Source organism: Enterobacter sp. CFEC122, from assembly GCF_052983755.1.
Genome location: NZ_JBRIQR010000014.1, coordinates 91,034 through 113,902 on the forward strand (window position 1 = coordinate 91,034; position 22,869 = coordinate 113,902).

Here is a 22,869-nt window from a genome sequence, read left to right on the forward strand (position 1 = left end):
TCCCTTTTCACCCCCTATCCTGCATGCCTGCATCTATGGGGGGTTTATGGCGCGTTTTCTGTTTTGTAGTTTCGCATTAGTTCTGCTTTATCCGTCCGGTATTGATATGTATCTGGTGGGATTACCGCATATCGCCCGCGATCTGGGCGCCAGCGAAGCGCAGCTGCATATTGCGTTTTCGGCCTACCTCGCGGGGATGGCATCGTCGATGGTCTTTGCCGGGAAGATTGCGGATAAAGCAGGCCGTCAGCCTGTCGCAATCGCCGGTGCCATCGTTTTTGCCCTGGCGTCGCTTCTCTGCTCACAGGCGCAAAACAGCACCGTGTTTCTGGCCGGGCGCTTTATCCAGGGCATCGGTGCGGGCGGTTGCTACGTGGTGGCGTTTGCCATTTTGCGCGACACCCTAAGCGCCCAGCGTCGCGCCAAAGTGCTGTCGATGCTGAACGGCATTACCTGCATCATCCCGGTGCTGGCCCCGGTCGTGGGCTATCTGATCATGCTGAAATTCCCGTGGCAGAGCCTGTTCTGGACCATGGCGGCGATGGGCTCGCTGGTGTTTGTCCTGTCGATTGCCGTGCTGAAAGAGACCCACCCGGGCTCGCAGAATACCGGCCATACCGCGACCCTTCACCCGGCAGAGAAGCTTCTCAACCGCTTTTTCCTCAGCCGTCTGGCCGTGACCACGTTAAGCGTGGCGGTGATCCTGACCTATGTAAACGTTTCCCCGGTGTTGCTGATGGAGACCATGGGCTTCGATCGCGGTGAGTATTCCACGGTGATGGCATTAACCGCGATGGTCAGTATGGCCGTTTCGTTTTCGACGCCGTTTGCGCTGAATATCTTCCGCCAGCGCACGCTGATGGTGACCTCACAGGTTTTATTCATGGCCGCAGGCGCGATCCTGGCGACCACCAGCTCACATGCGGTGATGCTGGTGGGCATTACGCTCATTTGCGCCGGGTTCTCGGTTGGCTTTGGCGTGGCGATGAGCCAGGCGCTTGGTCCCTTCTCGCTGCGGGCAGGCGTGGCGAGTTCGGTGCTGGGGATCGCGCAGGTCTGCGGCTCGTCGCTGTGGATTTGGCTGGCGGCAGTCATCGGGCTTAACGCGCTGAATATGCTGATCGGGGTTCTGATTGGCTGTAGCATAGTCTGCATTACCTTACTTATGGTCATCCAGCCCGCGGCGCACTATGAAGAAGCCCATCAGCAGTCTCGATCTTAACCTGTTGCTGTGCCTGCAGCTTTTGCTGCAGGAGCGCAGCGTTACCAAGGCGGCGAAGCGGATGAACGTGACGCCGTCGGCGGTGAGCAAATCGCTGGCCAAGCTGCGCGACTGGTTTGACGACCCGCTGTTTGTCAAAACGCCGCTAGGGCTACTGCCGACGCCGCTGACGGTGAGCCTGGAGCAGGATCTGGCTGACTGGATGCAAATCGGCAACCAGATCCTCGATAAATTCCATCATGATTCTCCGGGCGGGCTGACGTTCGTGCTGGCCGCGGAAACGCCGCTGATGCTGATCCGCTTCAATACCCTGCTGGAGCAGGTGAACCAGCGCTATCCGCAGGCGACGGTGAAAATGCGCCAGTGGGATTACGACTCGCTGGACGCGATTACGCGTGGCGAGGTGGATTTGGGCTTCACCGGGCGTGAAACGCATCCGCGATCCCGCGAGCTGCTTAAGCTGATGCCGTGGTTTATCGACTACGAAATCCTGTTCAGCGACCGCCCCTGCGTCTATCTGCGCGAGGATCATCCGGCGCTTCAGCAAGAGTGGAATCTGGAGACCTTCCTGCGCTATCCCCACATCAGCATCTTCTGGGAACGCAGCGATACCTGGGCGCTTGATGAGGTGTTAAAGGAGATGGGACGCGATCGCACTATCGCCATGAGCCTGCCGGGCTTCGAACAGGCGATGTTTATGGCGGCGCAGCCCGGCCATCACTATATCGCCACCGCCCCGCACTACTGTCACCACTACAATGAACTCCACCAGCGTAAGCTGATCGCGCTTCCGATCCCCATTGATGAGGAGCAGGCGGATAAATTGACCGTGCCCTTCACGCTGATCTGGCATAAACGGAACAGCCATAATCCCAAAATTCTCTGGCTGCGGGAGACCATCAAGGCGCTGTACGGTGCGAGCGATCCAATTTTTGCCTAAGAAAATGTAAAGTTCGGTCCTAAGGCTTCTCTTACTTCCATTTACTGATTAAAACAGGAGGCAAGTTAAGCGATAATCATGTAACCGTTTAACCGATTACGACCATTATCAAGGAGCGAAAAATGGCTACGCACTTTGCAAGAGGGATACTTACAGAAGGACGTCTCGTATCGGCAAGAATTTCTTCAGCCTGTCACCGTGAAGCACTCACGCTTCCGGAGCATCGCAGGTCGCGGTTTTTAGCGTCCCGAGCGCTTCTCGCGGAACTGATGTTTATGCTGTACGGCACCAGCGAGCTGCCGGACATCATTACCCAGCCAGAAGGCCGCCCGGTCTTTGCCGACCCGGATCTCCCTCGTTTTTCCATTGCCTACACGGGCAATATCATTGGGGTCGCGCTGACCACCGAAGGGGACTGTGGGCTCGATATGGAGCTTCAGCGCGCGACGCGCAGCTTCCACGGTGGTAACGCGCATGAAGACTATCCGCTCTCCAGCAATGAGAAGCTGTGGGTACGCAACCAGAACGATCCTGTTGAAGCCAGAGCCCAGCTCATTACCCTGCGCCAGAGCATTCGCAAGCTCTGCGGATGCGCCTCAGACGACGCCAGCCTGCTGCAGCTGTTGCCTGGCTCCGGACGTCTGCGCGCCACCCAGGCCACGCTGGTAGAAGCGCTCTGCGACGCGGAGGATGTGCTCATCTGGTCCATCGCGGTGACCCCCGCCATCGAACGCATGAAAATCTGGGAATTTGACAGTCAACAGGGATGGCGTAGCCTTCCTGATGTGCCCGAGCGCGCCAACGAGCCCGCCGCACGTCTGATGCGATTAACCAGTTTACCGGCAGAAAAAGCATTCACCCTTAGCTGATCCAATCAGGGTCATCATGATGAAACAGGAGTAATCATGTCTGATACGTTGAAAGTTGTTACGTTACTGGGAAGCCTGCGCAAAGGTTCATTTAACGGGATGGTAGCCCGCACGCTGCCACAGCTGGCACCTGCAGGTATGGAAATTAGCGCCCTGCCGTCTATTGGCGATATTCCGCTTTATGATGCAGACGTACAGCAGGAAGAAGGGTTCCCGCAGAGCGTTGAGGCGCTGGCAGAGCAGATTCGCCAGGCTGACGGCGTGGTCATCGTCACGCCAGAGTACAACTACTCTGTACCCGGTGGTCTGAAGAATGCCATCGACTGGCTGTCCCGTTTACCTGAGCAGCCGCTGTCAGGCAAACCGGTGCTGATCCAGACCAGCTCCATGGGCGCGATTGGCGGCGCGCGCTGCCAGTATCACCTGCGTCAGATCCTGGTCTTCCTCGATGCGATGGTGATGAACAAGCCGGAATTTATGGGCGGAGTGATTCAGAACAAGGTCGACCCACAAACGGGTGAGGTGGTGGATCAGAGCACGCGCGACCATCTCTCTGGCCAGCTGACGGCGTTCGGGGATTACATTAAGCGGGTTAAAGCCTGATAAAAAAGCCCGGTGGCGCTAGCGCTTACCGGGCCTACACTCGTCAGTAGGTCAGGTAAGCGAAGCGCCACCTGACACCACAAACCGCACCTTAGTGCGCGTCAATAAACACAATCTTCAGTACAAACAGCAGCGCCACAACGATGACGCACGGGCTGAGGTCGCGGAAGCGGCCGGTACCGATCTTCATTACGCAGTAAGAGATAAAGCCCAGCGCGATACCTTCGGTAATCGAGAAGCTGAACGGCATCATCACGGCGGTAATAAACGCCGGCACCGCTTCGGTTAAATCATCCCACTTCACGCGAGACAGGCTGGAGGTCATCAGCACACCCACGTAGATCAGCGCACCCGCTGCAGCGTACGGAGGCACCATGCCCGCCAGCGGCGAGAGGAAGATCACCAGCAGGAACAGAATACCCACCACAACCGCCGTCAGGCCGGTACGGCCACCCACAGAAACCCCGGAAGAGGATTCAATGTAAGCGGTCACAGACGAGGTCCCGATAAATGAGCCGGTCACAGAGGAGATACTGTCCACAAACAGCGCCTGCTTCATGCGCGGGAATTTGCCTTTCTCATCTGCCAGACCCGCTTTGTCGGTCACGCCGATCAGCGTACCGGAGGAGTCGAAGAGATTCACCAGCATGAAGGAGAAAATCACGCCCGCCAGGCCCAGGTTCAGGGAACCCGCCAGATCAACATGGCCAACAACGGTAGAGACGCTCGGTGGCGCGGAAACGATGCCGTTATAGTGAACGTCGCCCAGCATCCAGCCCAGCAGCGTGGTCACCACGATGGAGACCAGCACCGCCGCATGAATATTGCGGGAAGCCAGGATAGCGATGATAAAGAAGCCCAGCACGCCCAGCAGCACGTTATGCGAGGTCAGGTGACCGATGCTCACCAGCGTATCCGGGTTCGCCACGATCACGCCGGCGTTTTTCAGCCCCATCATCCCGATAAACAGACCGATACCGCTGGTGATGCCCACGCGCAGGCTCACGGGAATGTTCGCAATCATCCAGTAACGCACGCGGAAAATGGTCAGCAGCAGCAGGCCAACCGCGCCCCAGAAGATGGCGCCCATACCCACCTGCCACGGCAGCCCCATCGCCTGAACCACCACGAAGGCAAAGAACGCATTCAGACCCATCGCCGGGGCCAGCGCGACCGGCAGGTTAGCGAACACACCCATCAGAATGCTGCCAAAGGCCGCGATCAGACAGGTAGTCACGAAGACGGCGCTGGTATCCATGCCAGCAACGCCCAGAATTTGAGGGTTAACAAAAACGATATAGACCATCGTCAGGAAGGTGGTGAAACCGGCGATCACTTCGGTGCGTGCCGTCGTGCCGTGCTCGCGCAGTTTAAACACGCGCTCAAGCAGACCCTGACCAGATGTCTGGGTAGTGTGTTGTTGACTCATCATCAATTTCCGAACAAGGAGGGAAAATTCGTCGCTATCCTATACCAAAATGCGACAATAGTGGCGGTTACGTGATACTTTTTTCATTGAATTTGCTTATACGGCAACGATTGCGTTCCGGTGAACTGCCGTACGTAAACGTTAAACTGGTTAAAAGGGAAAGGCATGTCCGGAATTGAAGCGGTATTTTTCGACTGCGACGGTACGCTGGTCGACAGTGAGGTCATTTGTTCCCGCGCGTATGTCGCCATGTTCCAGGAATTTGGCATTACGCTGGAACTCGACGAGGTGTTTAAGCGCTTTAAGGGCGTGAAGCTCTACGAGATCATCGACATCATTAACGAAGAACACGGCGTCGTTCTGGATAAAGCGGCTCTGGAACCGGTGTACCGCGCCGAGGTTGCGCGCCTTTTCGATTCGGAGCTGGAGGTGATTCCGGGCGCAAACGCGCTGCTGGATGCCATGACGGTGCCGATCTGCGTGGTCTCCAACGGGCCGGTCAGCAAAATGCAGCACTCGCTCGGCAAGCTTGAGATGCTGCACCACTTCCCGGAAAAACTGTTCAGCGGCTACGATATCCAGCGCTGGAAGCCGGACCCGGCACTGATGTTCCATGCGGCAAAGGCGATGAACGTTAACGTAGAGCACTGCATTCTGGTGGATGACTCGTCTGCGGGCGCGCAGTCGGGGATTGATGCGGGGATGGAGGTGTTTTACTTCTGCGCCGACCCGCACAACAAGCCGATCGTTCATCCAAAAGTCACGACCTTCACCGATCTGGCGCAGCTACCCGCGCTGTGGAAGGCGCGCGGGTGGAATATTACGCGCTAAGCAGACCCTCCCGGCAGGGAGGGCGACAGGTTTATCTGAAGAGCTTTTGAACAAACTCAGCATAGGCCGGACGCCAGACGTCCATTTCGTGGTTCAGACCGGGGTACATTTTATAGTCGAATTTGATGCCCTGCTTTTCCAGCTCCGCTTTCAGACCGGCGATATCTTTGCCGGTTACCGAATCGCGCTCTCCCACAACGACGGTGAAATTATGCAGCTGCCGGTTAATGGCCTCAGGCTGCTTAAAGCGTGCAGCCACGCCTTCGTCAGGCACGGTTGTCGTGGTAACGCCGCTGAACGTTCCCAGCCAGCCGAAGCTCTCCAGATGATTCATCCCGGAGACCAGCGCCTGATAACCGCCCTGTGACAATCCCGCCAGCGCCCGGCCTGCCGCATCTTTACGCACGTTGAAGCGTGTATCCACCAGCGGAATAATCTCGCTCATCAGTTCACGGTCTGCGGCTTTCGCATTGAGCGGATAGAAAGACTTCCGTCGTTCTGCCGGTGGGAAGTTCTCGGGGATGGCCTCAGTGCTCTCCGTCTCGGTGTCGGGTACCACCACCAGCATCGGTTTGATTTTCCCTTCGGCCATCAGGTTATCCATGATTTGCGGCAGACGGCCCTGGTCGATGGCAGAGAGCCCGGTATCCCCAAAGCCATGGTAGAAGTAGAGCACCGGTAAGGGTTCTCCTGTGCCGTTGTAGCCAGGGGGAGTCCATACATAGACGCGGCGCTCTGACTTGAGCGACGGCGAGTGCCAGGTCAAGGTTGTCAGATCGCCATGCGGTACAGGACGATCGTCGAGAATACTGCCCGGAACCAGAATCAGGCTGGTGTTCACCTGCCGCTGGGGTTTTTGATAGCGGCTTCCCGTGTCAACTGAACGGAAACCATCGATGTCGAAATAATATTCGTAGAGATTCGGGGCCATCGGCTCGCTTTTCCATGACCAGACGCCATTTTTCTCTTTCGTCATATCATGGGAAACCTGGCTTTCAGGCATTGACCCCGTCACCACGGAGACTCGCGTTGCGCCGGGTGCAAACAGGCGAAACGTAATGCTTTTATCCGCATTAACCTGGGTCACATAGTGGCTGACCGGGGTAGTCTGGTCAGGTGTGACCGGCAACGGTGCGGCAATCACGTCTGTTCCAATACCGATCCCGATGCTGATGGCCATCGCCAGGCACGCTAATGAATTTTTCATATACCATCCTTTGCTGTTTTTTCGTCTCACGTTAGCGCGTTTCGAACGTCAGGCAACGGATGAAGGGGAAAATTGTGATTACACTAGAAATAACAACGCCGGTGAGTACCGGCGTTGTTATCAGATGACAGGATTACTCTTTCGGATCTTTACCCGCCAGCAGCTTGTCCAGCTCGTCGCCGCCCACGTGACGGAAGTCCTGACCCTTCACGAAGTAGAAAATGTATTCGCAAATATTCTGGCAGCGGTCACCGATACGCTCGATAGAACGCGCGCAGAACAGGGCCGTCAGCACGCTCGGGATCGTGCGGGAATCTTCCATCATGTAGGTCATCAGCTGGCGCACGATGCCTTCATACTCCTGATCGACCTTCTTGTCTTCACGGTAGATACGCACCGCTTCGTCCAGATCCATCCGCGCAAAGGCATCCAGCACGTCGTGCAGCATCTGCACGGTGTGGCGGCCCAGTGACTCCAGGCTGACCAGCAGCGGCTGATGCTGCTGCGAAAACTTCTCCAGCGCGGTGCGGCAGATTTTATCGGCGACGTCACCGATACGTTCCAGCTCGGCGATGGTTTTGATGATCGCCATCACCAGACGCAGGTCGCTCGCCGTCGGCTGACGTTTCGCGATAATGCGCACGCAGGCTTCGTCGATAGCCACTTCCATCATGTTGACGTTTTTATCGCCTTCAATGACGCGCTTCGCCAGCTCGCTGTCCTGGTTGTGCATCGCCGTAATCGCATCAGAAAGCTGCTGCTCGACCATGCCGCCCATGGTCATCACCTGGGTGCGAATGCTTTCCAGCTCTGCGTTGAACTGGCCGGAAATGTGTTTATTAAGATTGAGGTTGTCCATGGTTTCTCCACATGCACTAAGGCAAATCAACCGTAGCGGCCAGTAATATAATCTTCGGTTTGTTTCTTCGCGGGCTTAGTGAACAGATCGTCCGTGTTACTGAACTCAATCAATTCACCCAGGTACATAAACGCCGTGTGATCGGAGCAACGCGCAGCCTGCTGCATGTTGTGGGTCACGATAACCACGGTGTAATCCTGCTTCAGCTCGGTGATCAGTTCTTCAATACGACCGGTTGAAATCGGGTCCAGCGCTGAACACGGCTCATCCAGCAGCAACACTTCCGGGCGAATCGCAATACCGCGCGCAATGCACAGACGCTGCTGCTGACCACCGGAGAGAGAGTACCCGCTCTGGTGCAACTTATCTTTGGTTTCGTTCCATAATGCGGCCTTGGTCAAAGCCCACTGCACGCGCTCATCCATATCGGCACGGGAGAGCTTTTCAAACAGGCGAACGCCAAAGGCGATGTTGTCATAAATAGACATCGGGAACGGCGTGGGTTTCTGGAACACCATCCCCACTTTCGCGCGCAGCAGGGCGATATCCTGAGCCTGGGTCAGAATGTTTTCGCCGTCGAGGATGATTTCCCCTTCAGCGCGCTGCTCCGGATAGAGCGAATACATTTTGTTAAAGGTACGCAGCAGCGTGGATTTCCCACAGCCGGACGGACCGATAAATGCCGTGACCTGGTTCTTCGCGATATCCAGGTTGATGTTCTTCAGGGCATGGAATTTGCCGTAGTAGAAGTTCAAATCACGAACCTGAATCTTACCCGGGGCATTATCAACCATACTCATTGACTCATTTCCTCATTCGGCGCCGCGAGCTGCCGCGCCGTAAAAAATTAACCGTGTTTCTTCTTCGCGAAAATGACGCGCGCCAGAATGTTCAGCAACAGTACGCAAAGGGTAATGATCAGCACCCCGGCCCAGGCCAGCTGCTGCCATTCCGCGAAGGGGCTCATCGCAAATTTAAAGATCGTCACCGGCAGGTTGGCGATCGGCTGCATCATGTCCGTGCTCCAGAACTGGTTGGAGAGGGACGTAAACAGCAGCGGCGCCGTTTCACCCGCAATACGCGCCACCGCCAGCAGGATACCGGTCATGATCCCGGAGACCGACGCCTTCAGCGTAATCGCAGAGATCATCTTCCATTTTGGCGTACCCAGCGCGTAAGCCGCTTCACGCAGGCTGTCCGGCACCAGTTTTAGCATGTTCTCGGTGGTTCGAATCACAATCGGCACCTGCAGCAGCGCCAGCGCAATCACACCCGCCCAGCCGGAGAAGTGTTCCATCTGCGCCACCACGACGGTGTAAACGAACAGACCCACGACGATAGACGGGGCTGACAGCAAAATGTCGTTAATGAAACGAATCACTTCCGCCAGCAAGGATTTACGACCGTATTCTGCCAGGTAGATGCCCGCCATGATGCCCAGCGGCGTGCCGAAGACCGTGGCCCAGAGGATCAGCAACCCGCTGCCCGCCAGGGCATTCGCCAGGCCACCACCCGCCGTGTTCGGCGGCGGCGTCATTTCGGTGAACAGCGAGAGTGACATTCCGTCAATCCCGCGAACGACCGTTGAGAAGAGGATCCAGACAAGCCAGAACAGACCGAATGCCATCGTCGCCATAGAGAGCGTCAGGGCAATGCGGTTTTTCATGCGGCGTCTGGCCTGCATTTTGCGGCGGGATTCCGCCAGTTCAGCAGTAGCTTGCATTTCGAGAGTGGCCATTAGCGTGCTCCCTCATTTTTAGCGAGACGCATAATCATCAGCTTGGAAATCGCCAGAACAATGAAGGTAATAACGAACAGAATCAGACCCAGCTCCATCAGCGCCGCGACGTGCAGACCCGATTCCGCTTCCGCAAACTCATTCGCCAGCGCAGAGGTAATACTGTTGCCCGGCATATAAAGCGACGCGCTGTCGAGCTGGTAGGTGTTACCGATGATGAAGGTGACCGCCATGGTTTCACCCAGTGCACGACCTAAGCCCAGCATCACGCCCCCGATCACCCCATTTTTGGTGAACGGAAGGACAATGCGCCAGATCACTTCCCAGGTGGTGCAGCCGATGCCGTAGGCCGACTCTTTCATCATCACCGGCGTTTGTTCGAACACATCGCGCATCACCGCCGCAATGTACGGAATAATCATGATGGCGAGGATCACACCCGCCGCCAGAATGCCGATACCGAAAGCCGGGCCGGAGAACAGGGCCCCCACAAACGGAATGGCAGAGAGGACGTTACCCACCGGTTCCTGGAAGTACGTGGCGAACAGCGGCGCAAAGATGAACAGGCCCCACATGCCGTAGACGATACTCGGAATAGCTGCCAGCAGTTCGATGGCGATCCCCAGCGGACGACGCAGCCAGCCCGGCGCCAGCTCCGTCAGGAACAGGGCAATACCAAAGCTTACCGGAACCGCAATCAGCAGGGCGATGAACGAGGTCACCAGCGTGCCGTAAATTGGCACCAGGGCACCGTAGATGTCGTTCGGCGCATCCCACTCTTTACTCCACAAGAAGGAAAAACCGAATTTCTGGATGCTCGGCCAGGAGGAGAAAATCAGAGACACGATAATGCCGCCCAGCAGCAATAGCACAATCAGCGCAGCCAGTTTGACCAGCGCGCTGAAAATCATGTCACCTTTTTTACCCGGAGGGTTAAATGCAGGCTTGGTTGCAGCCATAAATTACTCTTCTGTTTGAGACGTTTTTACGAATATGCCCGGTGGCGCTGACGCTTACCGGGCCTACAGAGTAAACCGTAGGGCGGGTAAGCGCAGCGCCACCCGCCATCTTCGTTAAATATATCCTGTTAGTACAGCGCTTTACCGCTGCTGTCTTTCACGTTGGTTTTCCATGCAGCGCGAATCTGCTCAACCACGTTGTCTGGCAGGGTGGCGTAATCCAGAGCGTTAGCCTGTTTGCCGCCGTTTTTGTATGCCCAGTCGAAGAACTTCAGCACTTCAGCGCCCTGTTCAGGTTTCTTCTGCTCTTTGTGCACCAGGATGAAGGTGGTAGAGGTGATTGGCCACGCCCCTTCGCCCTTCTGGTTAGTCAGATCCTGCGCGAAGGATTTGCTCCAGTCAGCGCCTTTGGCGGCATTAGCAAAGTTCTCTTCGGTCGGGCTAACCGGTTTGCCGTCGGCAGACACCAGTTTGGTGTAGGACAGGTTGTTCTGCTTCGCGTACGCATACTCTACGTAGCCGATGGAGCCAGGCAGACGCTGTACGAACGCGGCGATACCGTCATTACCTTTACCGCCCAGACCGGTAGGCCAGTTAACGGTAGAGCCGGAGCCGACTTTAGATTTCCACTCTTCGTTCACTTTCGCCAGGTAGCTGGTGAACACGAAAGAGGTACCAGAACCATCCGCGCGGCGAACCACGGCGATGTTCTGGGAAGGCAGCTTCAGGCCTGGGTTGAGTTTGGCGATCGCTTCGTCATCCCATTTTTTGATTTTGCCCAGGTAGATGTCACCCAGGGTTTTGCCGTCCAGCACCAGCTCACCCGACTTCACGCCCGGCAGGTTGATCGCCAGAACCACGCCACCGATCACGGTAGGGAACTGGAACAGGCCTTCCTGAGCCAGTTTGTCATCAGACAGCGGAGCATCTGATGCGCCGAAATCAACCGTGTTCGCGGTAATTTGTTTTACGCCACCGGAGGAGCCGATACCCTGATAGTTAACCTTGTTACCGGTTTCTTTCTGGTAGGTATCCGCCCATTTGGCATACACCGGCGCAGGGAAGGTTGCACCAGCGCCAGTCAGGCTTGCTTCTGCAAATACAGAGAACGCGCTCAGAGATAAGGTCGCGGCGACAACAGTTGCGACAGTGGTACGCATAACTTTCATAATGTCTCCTGCAAGATTTTCGTAAATCGTTGTTTAGTGGCTACGATGAGCAAAATAGGACAAACAGGTGACAGATAAATGTACGAATTATGACAGTTTTATGACAATGCAGGCGTTAAAAATAACTCATTGATAATAAATGATATTTATTCAGGATGGCGTCATAGAGTTGTCATACAGAAAGGGATAAGCCTGGTACAAAAGGGGGAAAATGACAACGGCTGTCATAAACAGCCGTCGGGTGATTAATGTTCAATTTCCAGCGTGACCGTCGCGTACGCTTCAAACGTTCCAGGTTTTGGCTGAGCCCCCGTTGCGCTTGCAGGCGCAGCGGAAAAGGTAAGCGAATTGTTTTCGGCGCCGTTATTGTTTTCGCCCCTATCCATGTCCATCCTGCCGCCGTTGACGCTGACCTGACGATCCCACTTGTCGTATACCACAATGCCTACATCATCATTGCCGTTGACTTTCATCATCGTGGCATCGGCGTCAACAGGGTCTCCATGGAAAGTGGAGTAGACAATATTCTCATCCAGCATGCCTGTGCACTGTACCTGAATCGTCTTTTTTACCTTGTGACTCGTCACGGCGGTGCCTTTGGTAGCGGAAAATTCCGGGGCCGGGATTTTGCCAAAATCTATCTCAAGCGTCTGCCCGGGCGCTATCTCGCAGTTTTGCGGCACGACGATATCGCCAGCGATTTTGATCTCTGCCATTTTTTCGGTGCTGGAGGTCGAGGAGGCCGCATCCAGCCCTCCATAAAGATCGGCGACTATCGTACCTGGCACACTCACCCGGCCAATAAACGGCTTGTTAATTAAGAATGATATTTTTATTTGTGAACCGGTATTGAGTGTTGGTTCGCTCCCTTCCTCGCCAGGCGCATAACAATAGGAGCTATGAGACATTACGTTTGGTTCTGCGCTGAAAGGTACCGGTATATATTCTCTGCCAAGCACAAGTATCGACGTGGCGATGCTGAGGTTGTTATTAAGGGTAAAATAGGTATACCCGTTCTTTACCACATCTTCACTTAACGGCGATCGTGCGGTGTAGTAGATTTGGCGAAAGCCCGTAGAGTAATGCGTAAGACAGTTGCATTGCGCTTTGTAACTCGTAGATGAACTGAGCGTTTCCAGATCCCTGATCTCTGTACCTGCTTTATTTTTATCCGCCGGGATCGACTGCCCGTTCAGATTAAGGTTATAGATATAAGCGCCACCTTCGGAGTGACAAATCCCGTCGCCCGTGGTGTACGCCTTGCATACTGGCGTCATAAATATTATCAACGCGCTTAAAAACAGAGGTGTCCTGAATTTCATCTTATTTCCCTATTGGCATACTGCCGATATTTGTATCAGTTCAACGCCTTCTGGCGGGGTAAAATGGTAGTTAACCGGGCAGGTCATCGTGTTATCTGCACCCCACTTCAGGACAAACGCCCCCTCTTCCGGCATGCCGGACAGATAAAGCTCGCCATTTTCGCCCACAATGCCGGTTACGCTGCCGTGGGGTAAATCAGCCGAGGCCATTGCGCCAAACGGCACCGGTTTGCCACTCTTCTGCCGCACATTGAACAGGACGCGATAGCCCACGTGAGTGACAAACTCCGCCCGTACCACCGCGCCGCGCGTCGGGATAACGCTGAGGATACTGTTGTCGATTTCGACGTTGGCCTTCGCAAAGTAATCGCTGTCGATCTCCACTCTGTTTTCATCGTAGGCATTGAGCTGCGTCTGTACCGTATAGCCGCGCCAGTCCGTCGCCTTACCCGTACCATTCTCCAGCGCCAGGCCGGAAGCTCCCGGGGCTTTAACCAGCGCGACGGTTTCCCCCAGCTCCTGAGAGAAAGTTATGCCATCGCTGTGGGCCAGAATCCCGCCCTTTATTCCATAGTTAAGGCGCTGGTTGTCCTGGGTATAGTCGTAACTGGCGTTTACCGAACCATATGTGCCGTCATAGCCCACCCCTGCGCTGTTGTTGTAATCTTCGTTATCCGCATCGTAAGACTGCTGAACGTTCCAGGAGAGGTTGTGCGCATCCAGCGCGTTACCGCTCAGCCCCACCTGGTGCATCCCTTTTCCATGGTTGTTTTGGGTGTACCCATAGTTGACGTAGCTATCATGTAGCCAGCCTGACAACGGTATGGAGAGAGAGAGCATAAAAATCTGTTCGCTGCCCTGGCTGTCGCTGATGTCAGTGTCGGTGCTATTTTGGGCCGAGGTGAGTGAATCGGTGTAGTTCCAGGAGACGTTCCAGGAAATAGAGCGCCAGCTATTGCTGTAGCCCAGCTGCACCAGCCGCTCGACTTCATTCGTCTTCCAGTACTGCTGGCGGCTAAGGGTAAGATAAATATTTCCCATCCCGTCGCCAAAGGTCTGCGTCCATGTTCCCTCCAGACGGCTACGGCGGTTACCTGTCGTCCAGAAGTCGCTCTCGTTATTCTGCCGGGACGCCCATTCGTTCAGGGTGTAGTAGCCCTCTGTGGAGTAGCGGTAGCCCACCAGCCGAAACGTTGTGTTAGTTTCATCAAAACGTTTGGAATAGAGAAAACGGTAAGATTGCCCGCTTTCGTCATCGTCCTCAAACCGCGCGCGGGCATGCGTTACGTCCAGCGAAATGGCGCCCAGCGAACCCATATCTTTCCCCACGCCAAGCGCGGCGGAGGTGTAATCGCTGGTTCCCTGCACGCCCCCGTAGAGGGTAATACCCGCAGGAAAACCGTGTAACACCTGCGCCTGAAAAACGGTCGGCTGAAAATCGTTTTGATCGCGCAGTTCACCCGCGCTGATATCGACATCGGTTTGATCTTCACGCTTCAGGATCGCCAGTGAGGCGTAAGGCTGGGTAAAATGTTGCTCGCTGCCATCCTCTTCTTTGATGGTAACATCCAGATCGCCACCCGAATTGGTAGTGTTTAAATCCTTGAGCGCAAACGCTCCCTGCGGTACGGCAGACTGGTAAATGATGTAACCGTTTTGCCGCACAATCACGGTCGCATTGCTTTTCGCCACGCCGCGAACCACTGGCGCAAACCCCGTCAGGCTCGAAGGCAGCATGTCATCATCCGTGTAGAGACGCATCCCACGCAGTTGCGTGCTGTCAAACACGTCGCTTGCGGTCCACGTATCCCCCAGCATGATTTGGCTGCGTAACGCGGCGATATCGCGCTGTAAATAGGTATTGATCGAATGATACGAAGACTCGCCATCGGTCACGTTTAGCGTACTGTAGTTACGTAAACGCCATGCCCCCAGGTTGGCACCGTTGCGCAGGTTCAGATAATAAAAATCGTCGTTAACATCCTCGTTCGAATGCACCGTGCTGGAGCCGGAAAAATCGTAGTTCACCATAAGCGCATTGATGCCCTCATCCCAGCGTGAGGGACTGATATAGCCGCGCGCCGATACATCAATATAGATTTGCGGCAACGTGACGTTAAGCTGGAGTTTATCCGTATCAAACGTCCAGCTTGAGCCGGGAACGAGCGGCGCGGGGTTCAGACAGGCTTTGTCATCTATGTCGTTAAGGGCCTTGATAGCCGCCACTTTTACCCCAAGCTCAGCGAGCACGGTTTTGACGTCTGAGAAGCAAGGATGAAGGTTGCTGGTGGCAGTATCTTCGACAAAGGTTACCTCCCGGCGGTCAACATATTCGCCGTTAACATGAATACTGACCTTATAGTTCCCGACAGGCAGACTGCTCGCGCGATTAAACTGGTGGATATCCACGTCCACCGGATGATCGATTTCAAGCAGCGCAGGGTTAAACATATCCCTCGCGGCCGCCTCGCCGGATAAACCAAGCACCATCCCGGAAGCAAGCGCGATGAAAATACGGGAACACTCCATAAATAAACCATCCTTTGCTTAAAGCGCAGCTTTTAAATCCTGGCTAATCGCACCGAAATCATTCACATACCGCCACACCAGCGCATGGCCATTCACGCCTTCCGGTAAGGGTAAACGCAGGGTTTCAAAGGGATGGACGATATTGAGTGGCACATCTTTGCCGTCCACTGTCACATTCATAACGTTGATATTTAGCGGCGTGGGATTTTCAACTACCAACTGCCGATTTTCTCTGTGCCACTTCACCTGCGTAGCGGCGTGCTCCGGGGTGATGTTCAACGAGGCCGGACGCCAGAACAGCTTGATACGCGTCTTAATAGCGATTTCCATCGCGTTCGGCTTATTGCTCGCCGGGGGAATATTTTTGATGTTCAGCCAGAACACCGACTCCCGATCCTGCGGTAAATTGCCCTCGGTTTTCATAATGCGCAGAATTTTTTCCTGCCCAGCCTCCAGACGAGATACCGGTGGAATGACGGTAAACGGTGGTTTTTTCGCGGTTCCTGTATTATTGAAGGGGTCAACCCATGTTTGAATAAGATAAGGGATAGCCGCTTCGTTATTTTTGACAGTAATGGTTGTGTCGGATTTATCACTCAAATAAATCACTCGTGTGCCACCAATAACCACACCTGCCGATGCCAGTGTAGAAATACCCGTAAGACAACACGCTATTAATACATTCACTATACGCCCTGGCATAATCCAATGTCCTTATATATAAAGGAGCCTGTTAATAAGTTCTTAACAGGCTCCGAATCCATAATCGCTGATTATTTCAGATATTCAATAGTAAACTGAGAGTCAGCATTCGCAGTACCCGGCGTCACTGTTGCCAGAGTCTGGACGAATTTCGCTTTGAATCCCATATCCGCTTTACCATCAGCAATGGCAACGTATTTAGAATTGTTATACAAAGGGATCGCGGTATCATCGCTCAGGTTGAACAGTTTAATCGCCACGCCCGTCGCCGCAATGGCGTCGCCGCTGCCAGTGAACTCGCCGTCCGTACCGTCTTCGTTCACCGGCGTACCGATTGAGAGATAACCTTTACCGATGGTATCTTTATCTTCCGTCCCGTCAAAGCGTACTGCCGCCTGAGTATAGGTTGCCGGGCAGCCTTCCAGACGGATGTGGAAATCTTTAACAGACGCGGTGGAATCAATACCTGCGAAAGTAGTGGCCGCCACACGACCAATATTAACAGTCTGGTTGCTGGTATCAGTCGTGACTGTACAGGTAGAATCAATCACCTCGCCACGGAAATGAACAGTACCGTCAGCCGCTAATGTCGCACCTGAAAACAGGGCGGAAGATAAAACCAGCGAAGTGGCTATAACGTTTAATTTCATGAAACTCTCCATAATTTATATTATTTGTATGCGTTTCATTTACACATTCAAATAAAACACACCATCCTTTAAAGCGTGGCGATAGTACAATTCATTCCTGCCCTATGACAAACACGTTTTCTCTCATGAAATATCTTTAAAATAAAATAATAAAAACGAAAAATAAAAAACCCCTTACAAATAAGAATAAAAAATAATTAAAAAATGCTATTGATGTCTCTTTTCTGTTTTTTTGAGAATTTATCAATATCTTTTCTTTGCCACCGCTAAATAAGATTATTTTTTAAGCAGAAATCGGCGAGACAATCAGATGACGCAATAATGTAAGGAAACATGAAAAAAGAAACAGGCTGCGATAAAAAGAAGTAATCGCTGAGGGGAGGACTATGAGGCTGCCAGAATACTGGCAGCCTCGGGTAGGCTGGAGATTATTCTACTGTAACGGACTTCGCCAGGTTACGCGGCTGGTCAACGTCGGTGCCTTTGATCAGCGCCACGTGATAGGCCAGCAGCTGCAGCGGAACGGTGTAGAAGATCGGCGCAATCACCTCTTCCACATGCGGCATCTCGATGATGTGCATGTTGTCGCTGCTGGCGAAACCGGCATCTTTATCAGCAAAGACGTACAACACGCCGCCACGGGCGCGGACTTCTTCGATGTTGGACTTCAGTTTTTCCAGCAGTTCGTTGTTCGGTGCCACGACGATAACCGGCATATCCGCGTCAATCAGCGCCAACGGACCGTGTTTCAGCTCGCCTGCCGCATAGGCTTCAGCGTGAATGTAAGAGATCTCTTTCAGCTTCAGCGCGCCTTCCAGCGCAATCGGATACTGATCGCCACGGCCCAGGAACAGGGCGTGATGTTTGTCAGAGAAATCTTCCGCCAGAGCTTCAATGCGTTTGTCCTGAGACAGCATCTGCTCAATACGGCTCGGCAGCGCCTGCAGACCGTGAACGATGTCATGCTCAACAGAGGCATCTTCACCTTTCAGACGCGCCAGTTTCGCCACCAGCATCAGCAGAACCGTCAGCTGAGTGGTAAACGCCTTGGTGGAGGCCACGCCGATTTCGGTACCCGCTTTGGTCATCAGCGCCAGATCGGATTCACGCACCAGCGATGAGCCCGGGACGTTACAGATGGCCAGAGAACCCAGATAACCCAGCTCTTTAGAGAGACGCAGCGCCGCCAGGGTATCTGCCGTTTCACCTGACTGGGAAAGGGTGATCATCAGGCTGTTACGACGCACGGCAGATTTGCGATAGCGGAACTCAGACGCAATTTCTACGTCGCACGGCACGCCCGCCAGAGATTCAAACCAGTAGCGAGAGACCATACCGGAGTTGTAGGAGGTGCCGCAGGCCACGATCTGAATATGCTCAACCTTGCTGAGCAGTTCGTTCGCGTTTGCGCCCAGCTCGCTTAGATCCACTTCACCATGGCTGATGCGCCCGGTCAGGGTGTTTTTGATGGCGTTTGGCTGCTCGTAAATCTCTTTCTGCATGTAGTGACGGTAAGCGCCTTTGTCGCCCGCGTCGTACTGCAGATTCGATTCGATCTCCTGACGTTTCACCTGCTCGCCTTTGGTATCGAACACGGTTACGCTGCGGCGAGTCACTTCGGCGATATCCCCCTCTTCGAGGAAGATAAAGCGACGCGTTACCGGCAGCAGTGCCAGCTGATCGGAAGCGATAAAGTTTTCACCCATGCCCAGGCCGATAACCATCGGGCTACCGGAACGCGCGGCCAGCAGCGTGGACGGGTCGCGGGAATCCATGATCACCGTACCGTACGCACCGCGCAGCTGAGGAATAGCGCGCAGCACCGCATCACGCAGCGTACCGCCCTGCTCAAGTTCCCAGTGCACCAGGTGAGCAATCACTTCGGTGTCAGTTTCAGAGACGAAGGTGTAGCCGCGCGCTTTCAGTGCTTCACGCAGCGGTTCGTGGTTTTCGATAATGCCATTGTGCACGACCACGATGTGTTCAGACACATGCGGGTGCGCGTTGCCTTCAGACGGTTCGCCGTGCGTCGCCCAGCGGGTGTGCGCAATACCGGTTCCCCCGTGCAGCGGATGTTCTTCCGCGGCCTGGGCCAGCATCTGCACTTTACCGAGACGGCGCAGACGGGTCATATGACCTTCTGCATCGACAACAGCCAGACCGGCAGAGTCGTAACCACGGTATTCCAGACGACGTAAACCTTCGAGAAGGATTTCAGCAATATCACGCTGCGCAACTGCGCCAACAATTCCACACATAATTTTAGATTCCGAATTTAGGCATAATGCCTGCGTTGTCGCTGACCTGTATTTGCCCTTTCCGGGCGCCCCGAGCCTTGTAGAGAGTGGGGTTATTTTTATGGGTACTGCTTGTGGGGGGAGATATATGTTTATCTCCTCACCCGGGTTTGCCTGATGACGGCTACGCCTTATCAGGCCTACTCAATCGTAGGGCGGGTAAGCGTAGCGCCACCCGCCTTGGTGTTACTTCTTCTTCACAGGACGTTTCCAGCCCTGCTTGTGCACCTGCGGCACACGGCTTAATACCAGTTCGTTATCGGCGATATCGCGCGTAACGGTTGTCCCGGCGGCAATCGTTACGCCGTTACCCACGGTAACAGGCGCCACCAGTTGGGTGTCGGAACCGACAAACACATCATCACCGATGATGGTTTTAAACTTATTGGCGCCGTCATAGTTACAGGTGATTGTGCCTGCGCCAATGTTGACGTTGTCACCAATTTCCGCGTCGCCCAGATAGGTTAAATGACCGGCTTTAGAGCCTTTACCCAGACGCGCTTTTTTCATCTCAACGAAGTTGCCCACGTGAGCGCCTTCCAGCAGCTCAGCGCCCGGGCGCAAACGCGCAAACGGGCCGATGGTACAGGCCACATCCAGACGGGCATTTTCCACCACGCTGTACGGGCTGATTTCACAGTCGTCACCAATGACGCTGTTTTTGATCACGCAGCCAGCGCCAATTTTGACGCGGTTGCCCAGCGTCACGTTACCCTCGAGGATGACGTTAGTATCAATTTCAACGTCGCGCCCGTGCGCTAACGTTCCACGCAGATCGAAACGCGCCGGATCGCGCAGCATCACGCCAGCCAGAAGGAGTTTCTCGGCCTGTTCGGACTGATAAACGCGCTCAAGACGGGAGAGTTGAAGACGGTTGTTCACCCCTTCGGTTTCGCTGATGCGCGCCGGATGGACCGCCGCAATCTCGCGCCCTTCCAGGTATGCCATCGCAATAATGTCGGTGATGTAGTATTCACCCTGGGCGTTATTATTATTGAGCTTCGACAGCCAGCGCTTCATATCCGCACCATTGGCAATCAGGATACCGGTGTTGATCTCCTGAATCTGACGCTGCGCCTCGCTGGCATCTTTATGCTCAACAATACCCGTAACGTTGCCGTTTTCACGGGTGATACGGCCATAACCGGTTGGATCGTCCAGCACGACGGTTAATAAACCGATGCCGCCCTGCGGTTTGGCTTCACGCAGGCGAGTCAGCGTTTCAACGGAGATCAGCGGGACATCGCCGTAGAGCATCAAAATGTCTTCGTCATCCGCAAAGAAGGGCGCTGCCTGCTGCATGGCATGGCCTGTACCCAACTGCTCGGCCTGAAGCACCCAGTTGAGCTTGTCGTCGCTCAGCGTCTTTTTAAGCAGATCGCCGCCGTGGCCGTAGACCAGGTGGACCTGACTGGCGCCCAATTCATTCGCTGCATCAATGACGTGCTGCACCATTGGCTTTCCTGCAAGCGTGTGAAGCACTTTAGGCAGGTCGGAATACATGCGGGTCCCTTTGCCTGCGGCAAGGATCACCACGCTCATCGCACTGTTTGACATACGCATCCTGACGGTAGTTTGAGTGAGAAGTAAAAACGTTTGATGCTTAAAATTCTACATCTTTTTCATCATGAATTAAGGCCGAAAAAAAAAGCCAGCCTGGTATCCAGACTGGCTTTTGTGCTTTTCAAGCCGGTGTTACATCGCTTTTTTGGTCAACTCGATAACGCGCAGTTTCGCGATCGCTTTGGCCAGCTCCGCAGACGCCTGAGCGTAATCCACGTCGCCATGAGAGCTGCTAATGTGCTCTTCAGCCTTACGCTTCGACTCCAGGGCTCGCGCTTCGTCGAGATCCTGGCCACGAATAGCGGTATCGGCCAGAACGGTCACACTGCCAGGCTGCACTTCAAGAATGCCGCCGGACAGATAGATAAACTCTTCGTGACCGAACTGTTTAACGATGCGGATCATACCAGGCTTAATGGCGGTGAGCAGCGGTGCGTGACCCGGGAAAATACCCAGCTCACCTTCACTACCCGTTACCTGGATTTTCTCGACCAGACCAGAGAACATTTGTTGCTCTGCGCTGACGACGTCCAGGTGGTAAGTCATTGCCATATCACCCTCCGATTAAGGCGTTAAAGTTTTTTGGCTTTTTCCACAGCTTCTTCGATGGAACCAACCATGTAGAACGCCTGCTCTGGCAGGTGATCGTATTCGCCTTCCATGATGCCTTTAAAGCCACGGATGGTGTCTTTCAGGGAAACGTATTTACCCGGAGAACCGGTGAATACTTCCGCAACGAAGAACGGCTGGGACAGGAAGCGCTGGATCTTACGCGCACGTGCTACCACCAGTTTGTCTTCTTCAGACAGTTCATCCATACCCAGGATGGCGATGATGTCTTTCAGTTCCTGGTAACGCTGCAGCAGGGACTGTACGCCACGCGCGGTGTCGTAGTGTTCCTGACCAACAACCAGTGGATCCAGCTGACGGCTGGTGGAGTCCAGCGGGTCAACGGCTGGGTAGATACCCAGAGACGCGATCTGACGGCTCAGTACCACGGTTGCATCTAAGTGCGCAAAGGTGGTGGCTGGAGATGGGTCAGTCAAGTCATCCGCAGGTACGTATACCGCCTGAACGGAGGTGATAGAACCGGTTTTGGTAGAGGTGATACGTTCCTGAAGAACACCCATCTCTTCCGCCAGCGTTGGTTGATAACCTACCGCTGAAGGCATACGACCCAGCAGTGCAGATACTTCAGTACCGGCCAGGGTGTAACGATAGATGTTATCAACGAACAGCAGAACGTCACGGCCTTCGTCACGGAACTTCTCAGCCATCGTCAGGCCGGTCAGCGCAACGCGCAGACGGTTTCCAGGTGGCTCGTTCATCTGGCCGTAAACCAGGGATACTTTGTCCAGAACGTTGGAGTCAGTCATTTCGTGGTAGAAGTCGTTACCCTCACGAGTACGTTCACCTACACCCGCAAATACGGAGTAACCGGAGTGCTCGATCGCGATGTTACGGATCAGCTCCATCATGTTTACGGTTTTACCTACACCCGCACCACCGAACAGACCAACTTTACCGCCCTTCGCAAACGGACACATCAGGTCGATAACTTTGATACCGGTTTCCAGCAGTTCCTGAGAGCTGGACAGCTCTTCGTAGGAAGGTGCCGCGCGGTGGATAGCCCAACGCTCTTCTTCACCGATGTCGCCTTTCATGTCGATTGGCTGACCCAATACGTTCATGATACGACCCAGTGTTGCTTTACCTACCGGGACTTCGATCGGGTGCTCAAGGTCTTTTACTTCCAGACCACGACGCAGACCGTCGGAAGAACCCATCGCGATGGTACGCACGATACCGCCGCCGAGCTGCTGCTGAACTTCCAGCACCAGGCTCTCGTTACCATTCTGTACCTCAAGCGCGTCGTACACGCGTGGTACGGCGTCCTGAGGGAACTCGACGTCCACCACGGCGCCGATTACCTGGACAATCTTTCCAGTAGCCATCTTGAATCCTCTACGTAATTCGTAA

At 54.4% G+C, this 22,869-nt stretch carries 20 protein-coding genes; 5 read left to right on the forward strand and 15 right to left on the reverse strand.

Translation table 11 applies throughout. The annotated features are described in order from the left end of the window. Positions 1–46: 46 nt before the first annotated feature. The 4 genes from ACVCAM_RS12020 (at position 47) to ACVCAM_RS12035 (ending at position 3,634) form a co-directional block, all read left to right on the forward strand. Positions 47–1,222 carry an MFS transporter gene (locus ACVCAM_RS12020; protein ID WP_407223770.1) on the forward strand — a complete coding sequence of 392 codons (1,176 nt, stop codon included), beginning with the start codon at positions 47–49 and terminating at the stop codon, positions 1,220–1,222. Continuing rightward, complete coding sequence (gene yidZ / locus ACVCAM_RS12025; RefSeq protein ID WP_008500176.1) at positions 1,191–2,162, forward strand: HTH-type transcriptional regulator YidZ; 972 nt, start codon at positions 1,191–1,193, stop codon at positions 2,160–2,162. Before ACVCAM_RS12020 ends, yidZ begins: the two co-directional genes overlap by 32 nt. A 122-nt stretch (positions 2,163–2,284) precedes the next feature. Beyond that, positions 2,285–3,031, forward strand: coding sequence for a 4'-phosphopantetheinyl transferase family protein (locus ACVCAM_RS12030; protein ID WP_023293689.1), 747 nt, complete (start codon positions 2,285–2,287; stop codon positions 3,029–3,031). A 36-nt stretch (positions 3,032–3,067) separates the two neighbouring features. After that, positions 3,068–3,634: an NADPH-dependent FMN reductase gene (locus tag ACVCAM_RS12035; protein WP_014833835.1), complete on the forward strand. Its 567-nt coding sequence runs from the start codon at positions 3,068–3,070 to the stop codon at positions 3,632–3,634. Positions 3,635–3,725: 91 nt separating this feature from the next. Here ACVCAM_RS12035 and adeP read toward each other — a convergent pair whose 3' ends face one another. Continuing rightward, complete coding sequence (gene adeP / locus ACVCAM_RS12040; RefSeq protein ID WP_139962861.1) at positions 3,726–5,063, reverse strand: adenine permease AdeP; 1,338 nt, start codon at positions 5,061–5,063, stop codon at positions 3,726–3,728. A 165-nt stretch (positions 5,064–5,228) separates the two neighbouring features. On the opposite strand from adeP, the gene yieH reads away from it, so the two are divergent. Then, positions 5,229–5,894, forward strand: a complete 666-nt coding sequence (yieH, locus tag ACVCAM_RS12045; protein WP_008500180.1) for a 6-phosphogluconate phosphatase — start codon at positions 5,229–5,231, stop codon at positions 5,892–5,894. 31 nt (positions 5,895–5,925) lie between these two features. Here yieH and ACVCAM_RS12050 read toward each other — a convergent pair whose 3' ends face one another. The 14 genes from ACVCAM_RS12050 to atpD form a co-directional block, all read right to left on the reverse strand. Beyond that, complete coding sequence (locus ACVCAM_RS12050; RefSeq protein ID WP_094945105.1) at positions 5,926–7,074, reverse strand: esterase; 1,149 nt, start codon at positions 7,072–7,074, stop codon at positions 5,926–5,928. Between the two features lie 160 nt (positions 7,075–7,234). Next, positions 7,235–7,960, reverse strand: a complete 726-nt coding sequence (gene phoU / locus ACVCAM_RS12055) for a phosphate signaling complex protein PhoU (protein WP_008500182.1) — start codon at positions 7,958–7,960, stop codon at positions 7,235–7,237. Between the two features lie 26 nt (positions 7,961–7,986). Beyond that, positions 7,987–8,760, reverse strand: coding sequence for a phosphate ABC transporter ATP-binding protein PstB (gene pstB, locus ACVCAM_RS12060; protein ID WP_114519433.1), 774 nt, complete (start codon positions 8,758–8,760; stop codon positions 7,987–7,989). Between the two features lie 47 nt (positions 8,761–8,807). Then, complete coding sequence (gene pstA, locus ACVCAM_RS12065) at positions 8,808–9,698, reverse strand: phosphate ABC transporter permease PstA (RefSeq protein ID WP_008500184.1); 891 nt, start codon at positions 9,696–9,698, stop codon at positions 8,808–8,810. After that, positions 9,698–10,657, reverse strand: coding sequence for a phosphate ABC transporter permease PstC (gene pstC / locus ACVCAM_RS12070; protein WP_008500185.1), 960 nt, complete (start codon positions 10,655–10,657; stop codon positions 9,698–9,700). Before pstC ends, pstA begins: the two co-directional genes overlap by 1 nt. A gap of 128 nt (positions 10,658–10,785) precedes the next feature. Further along, positions 10,786–11,826, reverse strand: coding sequence for a phosphate ABC transporter substrate-binding protein PstS (gene pstS, locus ACVCAM_RS12075; protein WP_008500186.1), 1,041 nt, complete (start codon positions 11,824–11,826; stop codon positions 10,786–10,788). A gap of 245 nt (positions 11,827–12,071) precedes the next feature. Then, complete coding sequence (gene stgD / locus ACVCAM_RS12080; RefSeq protein WP_023326365.1) at positions 12,072–13,148, reverse strand: fimbrial protein StgD; 1,077 nt, start codon at positions 13,146–13,148, stop codon at positions 12,072–12,074. 9 nt (positions 13,149–13,157) lie between these two features. Next, on the reverse strand, positions 13,158–15,677 hold the full coding sequence (locus tag ACVCAM_RS12085; protein WP_407223767.1) for a fimbria/pilus outer membrane usher protein: 2,520 nt from the start codon (positions 15,675–15,677) through the stop codon (positions 13,158–13,160). Between the two features lie 18 nt (positions 15,678–15,695). Further along, entirely contained in the window at positions 15,696–16,379 is a 684-nt protein-coding gene (locus tag ACVCAM_RS12090) for a fimbrial chaperone (RefSeq protein ID WP_045353381.1), read from the reverse strand. A 71-nt stretch (positions 16,380–16,450) separates the two neighbouring features. Continuing rightward, on the reverse strand, positions 16,451–17,029 hold the full coding sequence (locus ACVCAM_RS12095) for a chaperone-usher fimbrial major subunit (protein ID WP_227879848.1): 579 nt from the start codon (positions 17,027–17,029) through the stop codon (positions 16,451–16,453). Positions 17,030–17,457: 428 nt separating this feature from the next. After that, positions 17,458–19,287 carry a glutamine--fructose-6-phosphate transaminase (isomerizing) gene (gene glmS, locus ACVCAM_RS12100; RefSeq protein ID WP_008500188.1) on the reverse strand — a complete coding sequence of 610 codons (1,830 nt, stop codon included), beginning with the start codon at positions 19,285–19,287 and terminating at the stop codon, positions 17,458–17,460. 225 nt (positions 19,288–19,512) lie between these two features. Next, positions 19,513–20,883 carry a bifunctional UDP-N-acetylglucosamine diphosphorylase/glucosamine-1-phosphate N-acetyltransferase GlmU gene (gene glmU, locus ACVCAM_RS12105; RefSeq protein ID WP_059363311.1) on the reverse strand — a complete coding sequence of 457 codons (1,371 nt, stop codon included), beginning with the start codon at positions 20,881–20,883 and terminating at the stop codon, positions 19,513–19,515. A 138-nt stretch (positions 20,884–21,021) separates the two neighbouring features. Continuing rightward, positions 21,022–21,441 (reverse strand): F0F1 ATP synthase subunit epsilon, encoded by a 420-nt coding sequence (locus tag ACVCAM_RS12110; RefSeq protein ID WP_006177560.1) that lies wholly within the window; start codon positions 21,439–21,441, stop codon positions 21,022–21,024. Positions 21,442–21,461: 20 nt separating this feature from the next. Continuing rightward, positions 21,462–22,844, reverse strand: coding sequence for a F0F1 ATP synthase subunit beta (atpD, locus tag ACVCAM_RS12115; RefSeq protein WP_003862362.1), 1,383 nt, complete (start codon positions 22,842–22,844; stop codon positions 21,462–21,464). Positions 22,845–22,869 lie beyond the last annotated feature (25 nt).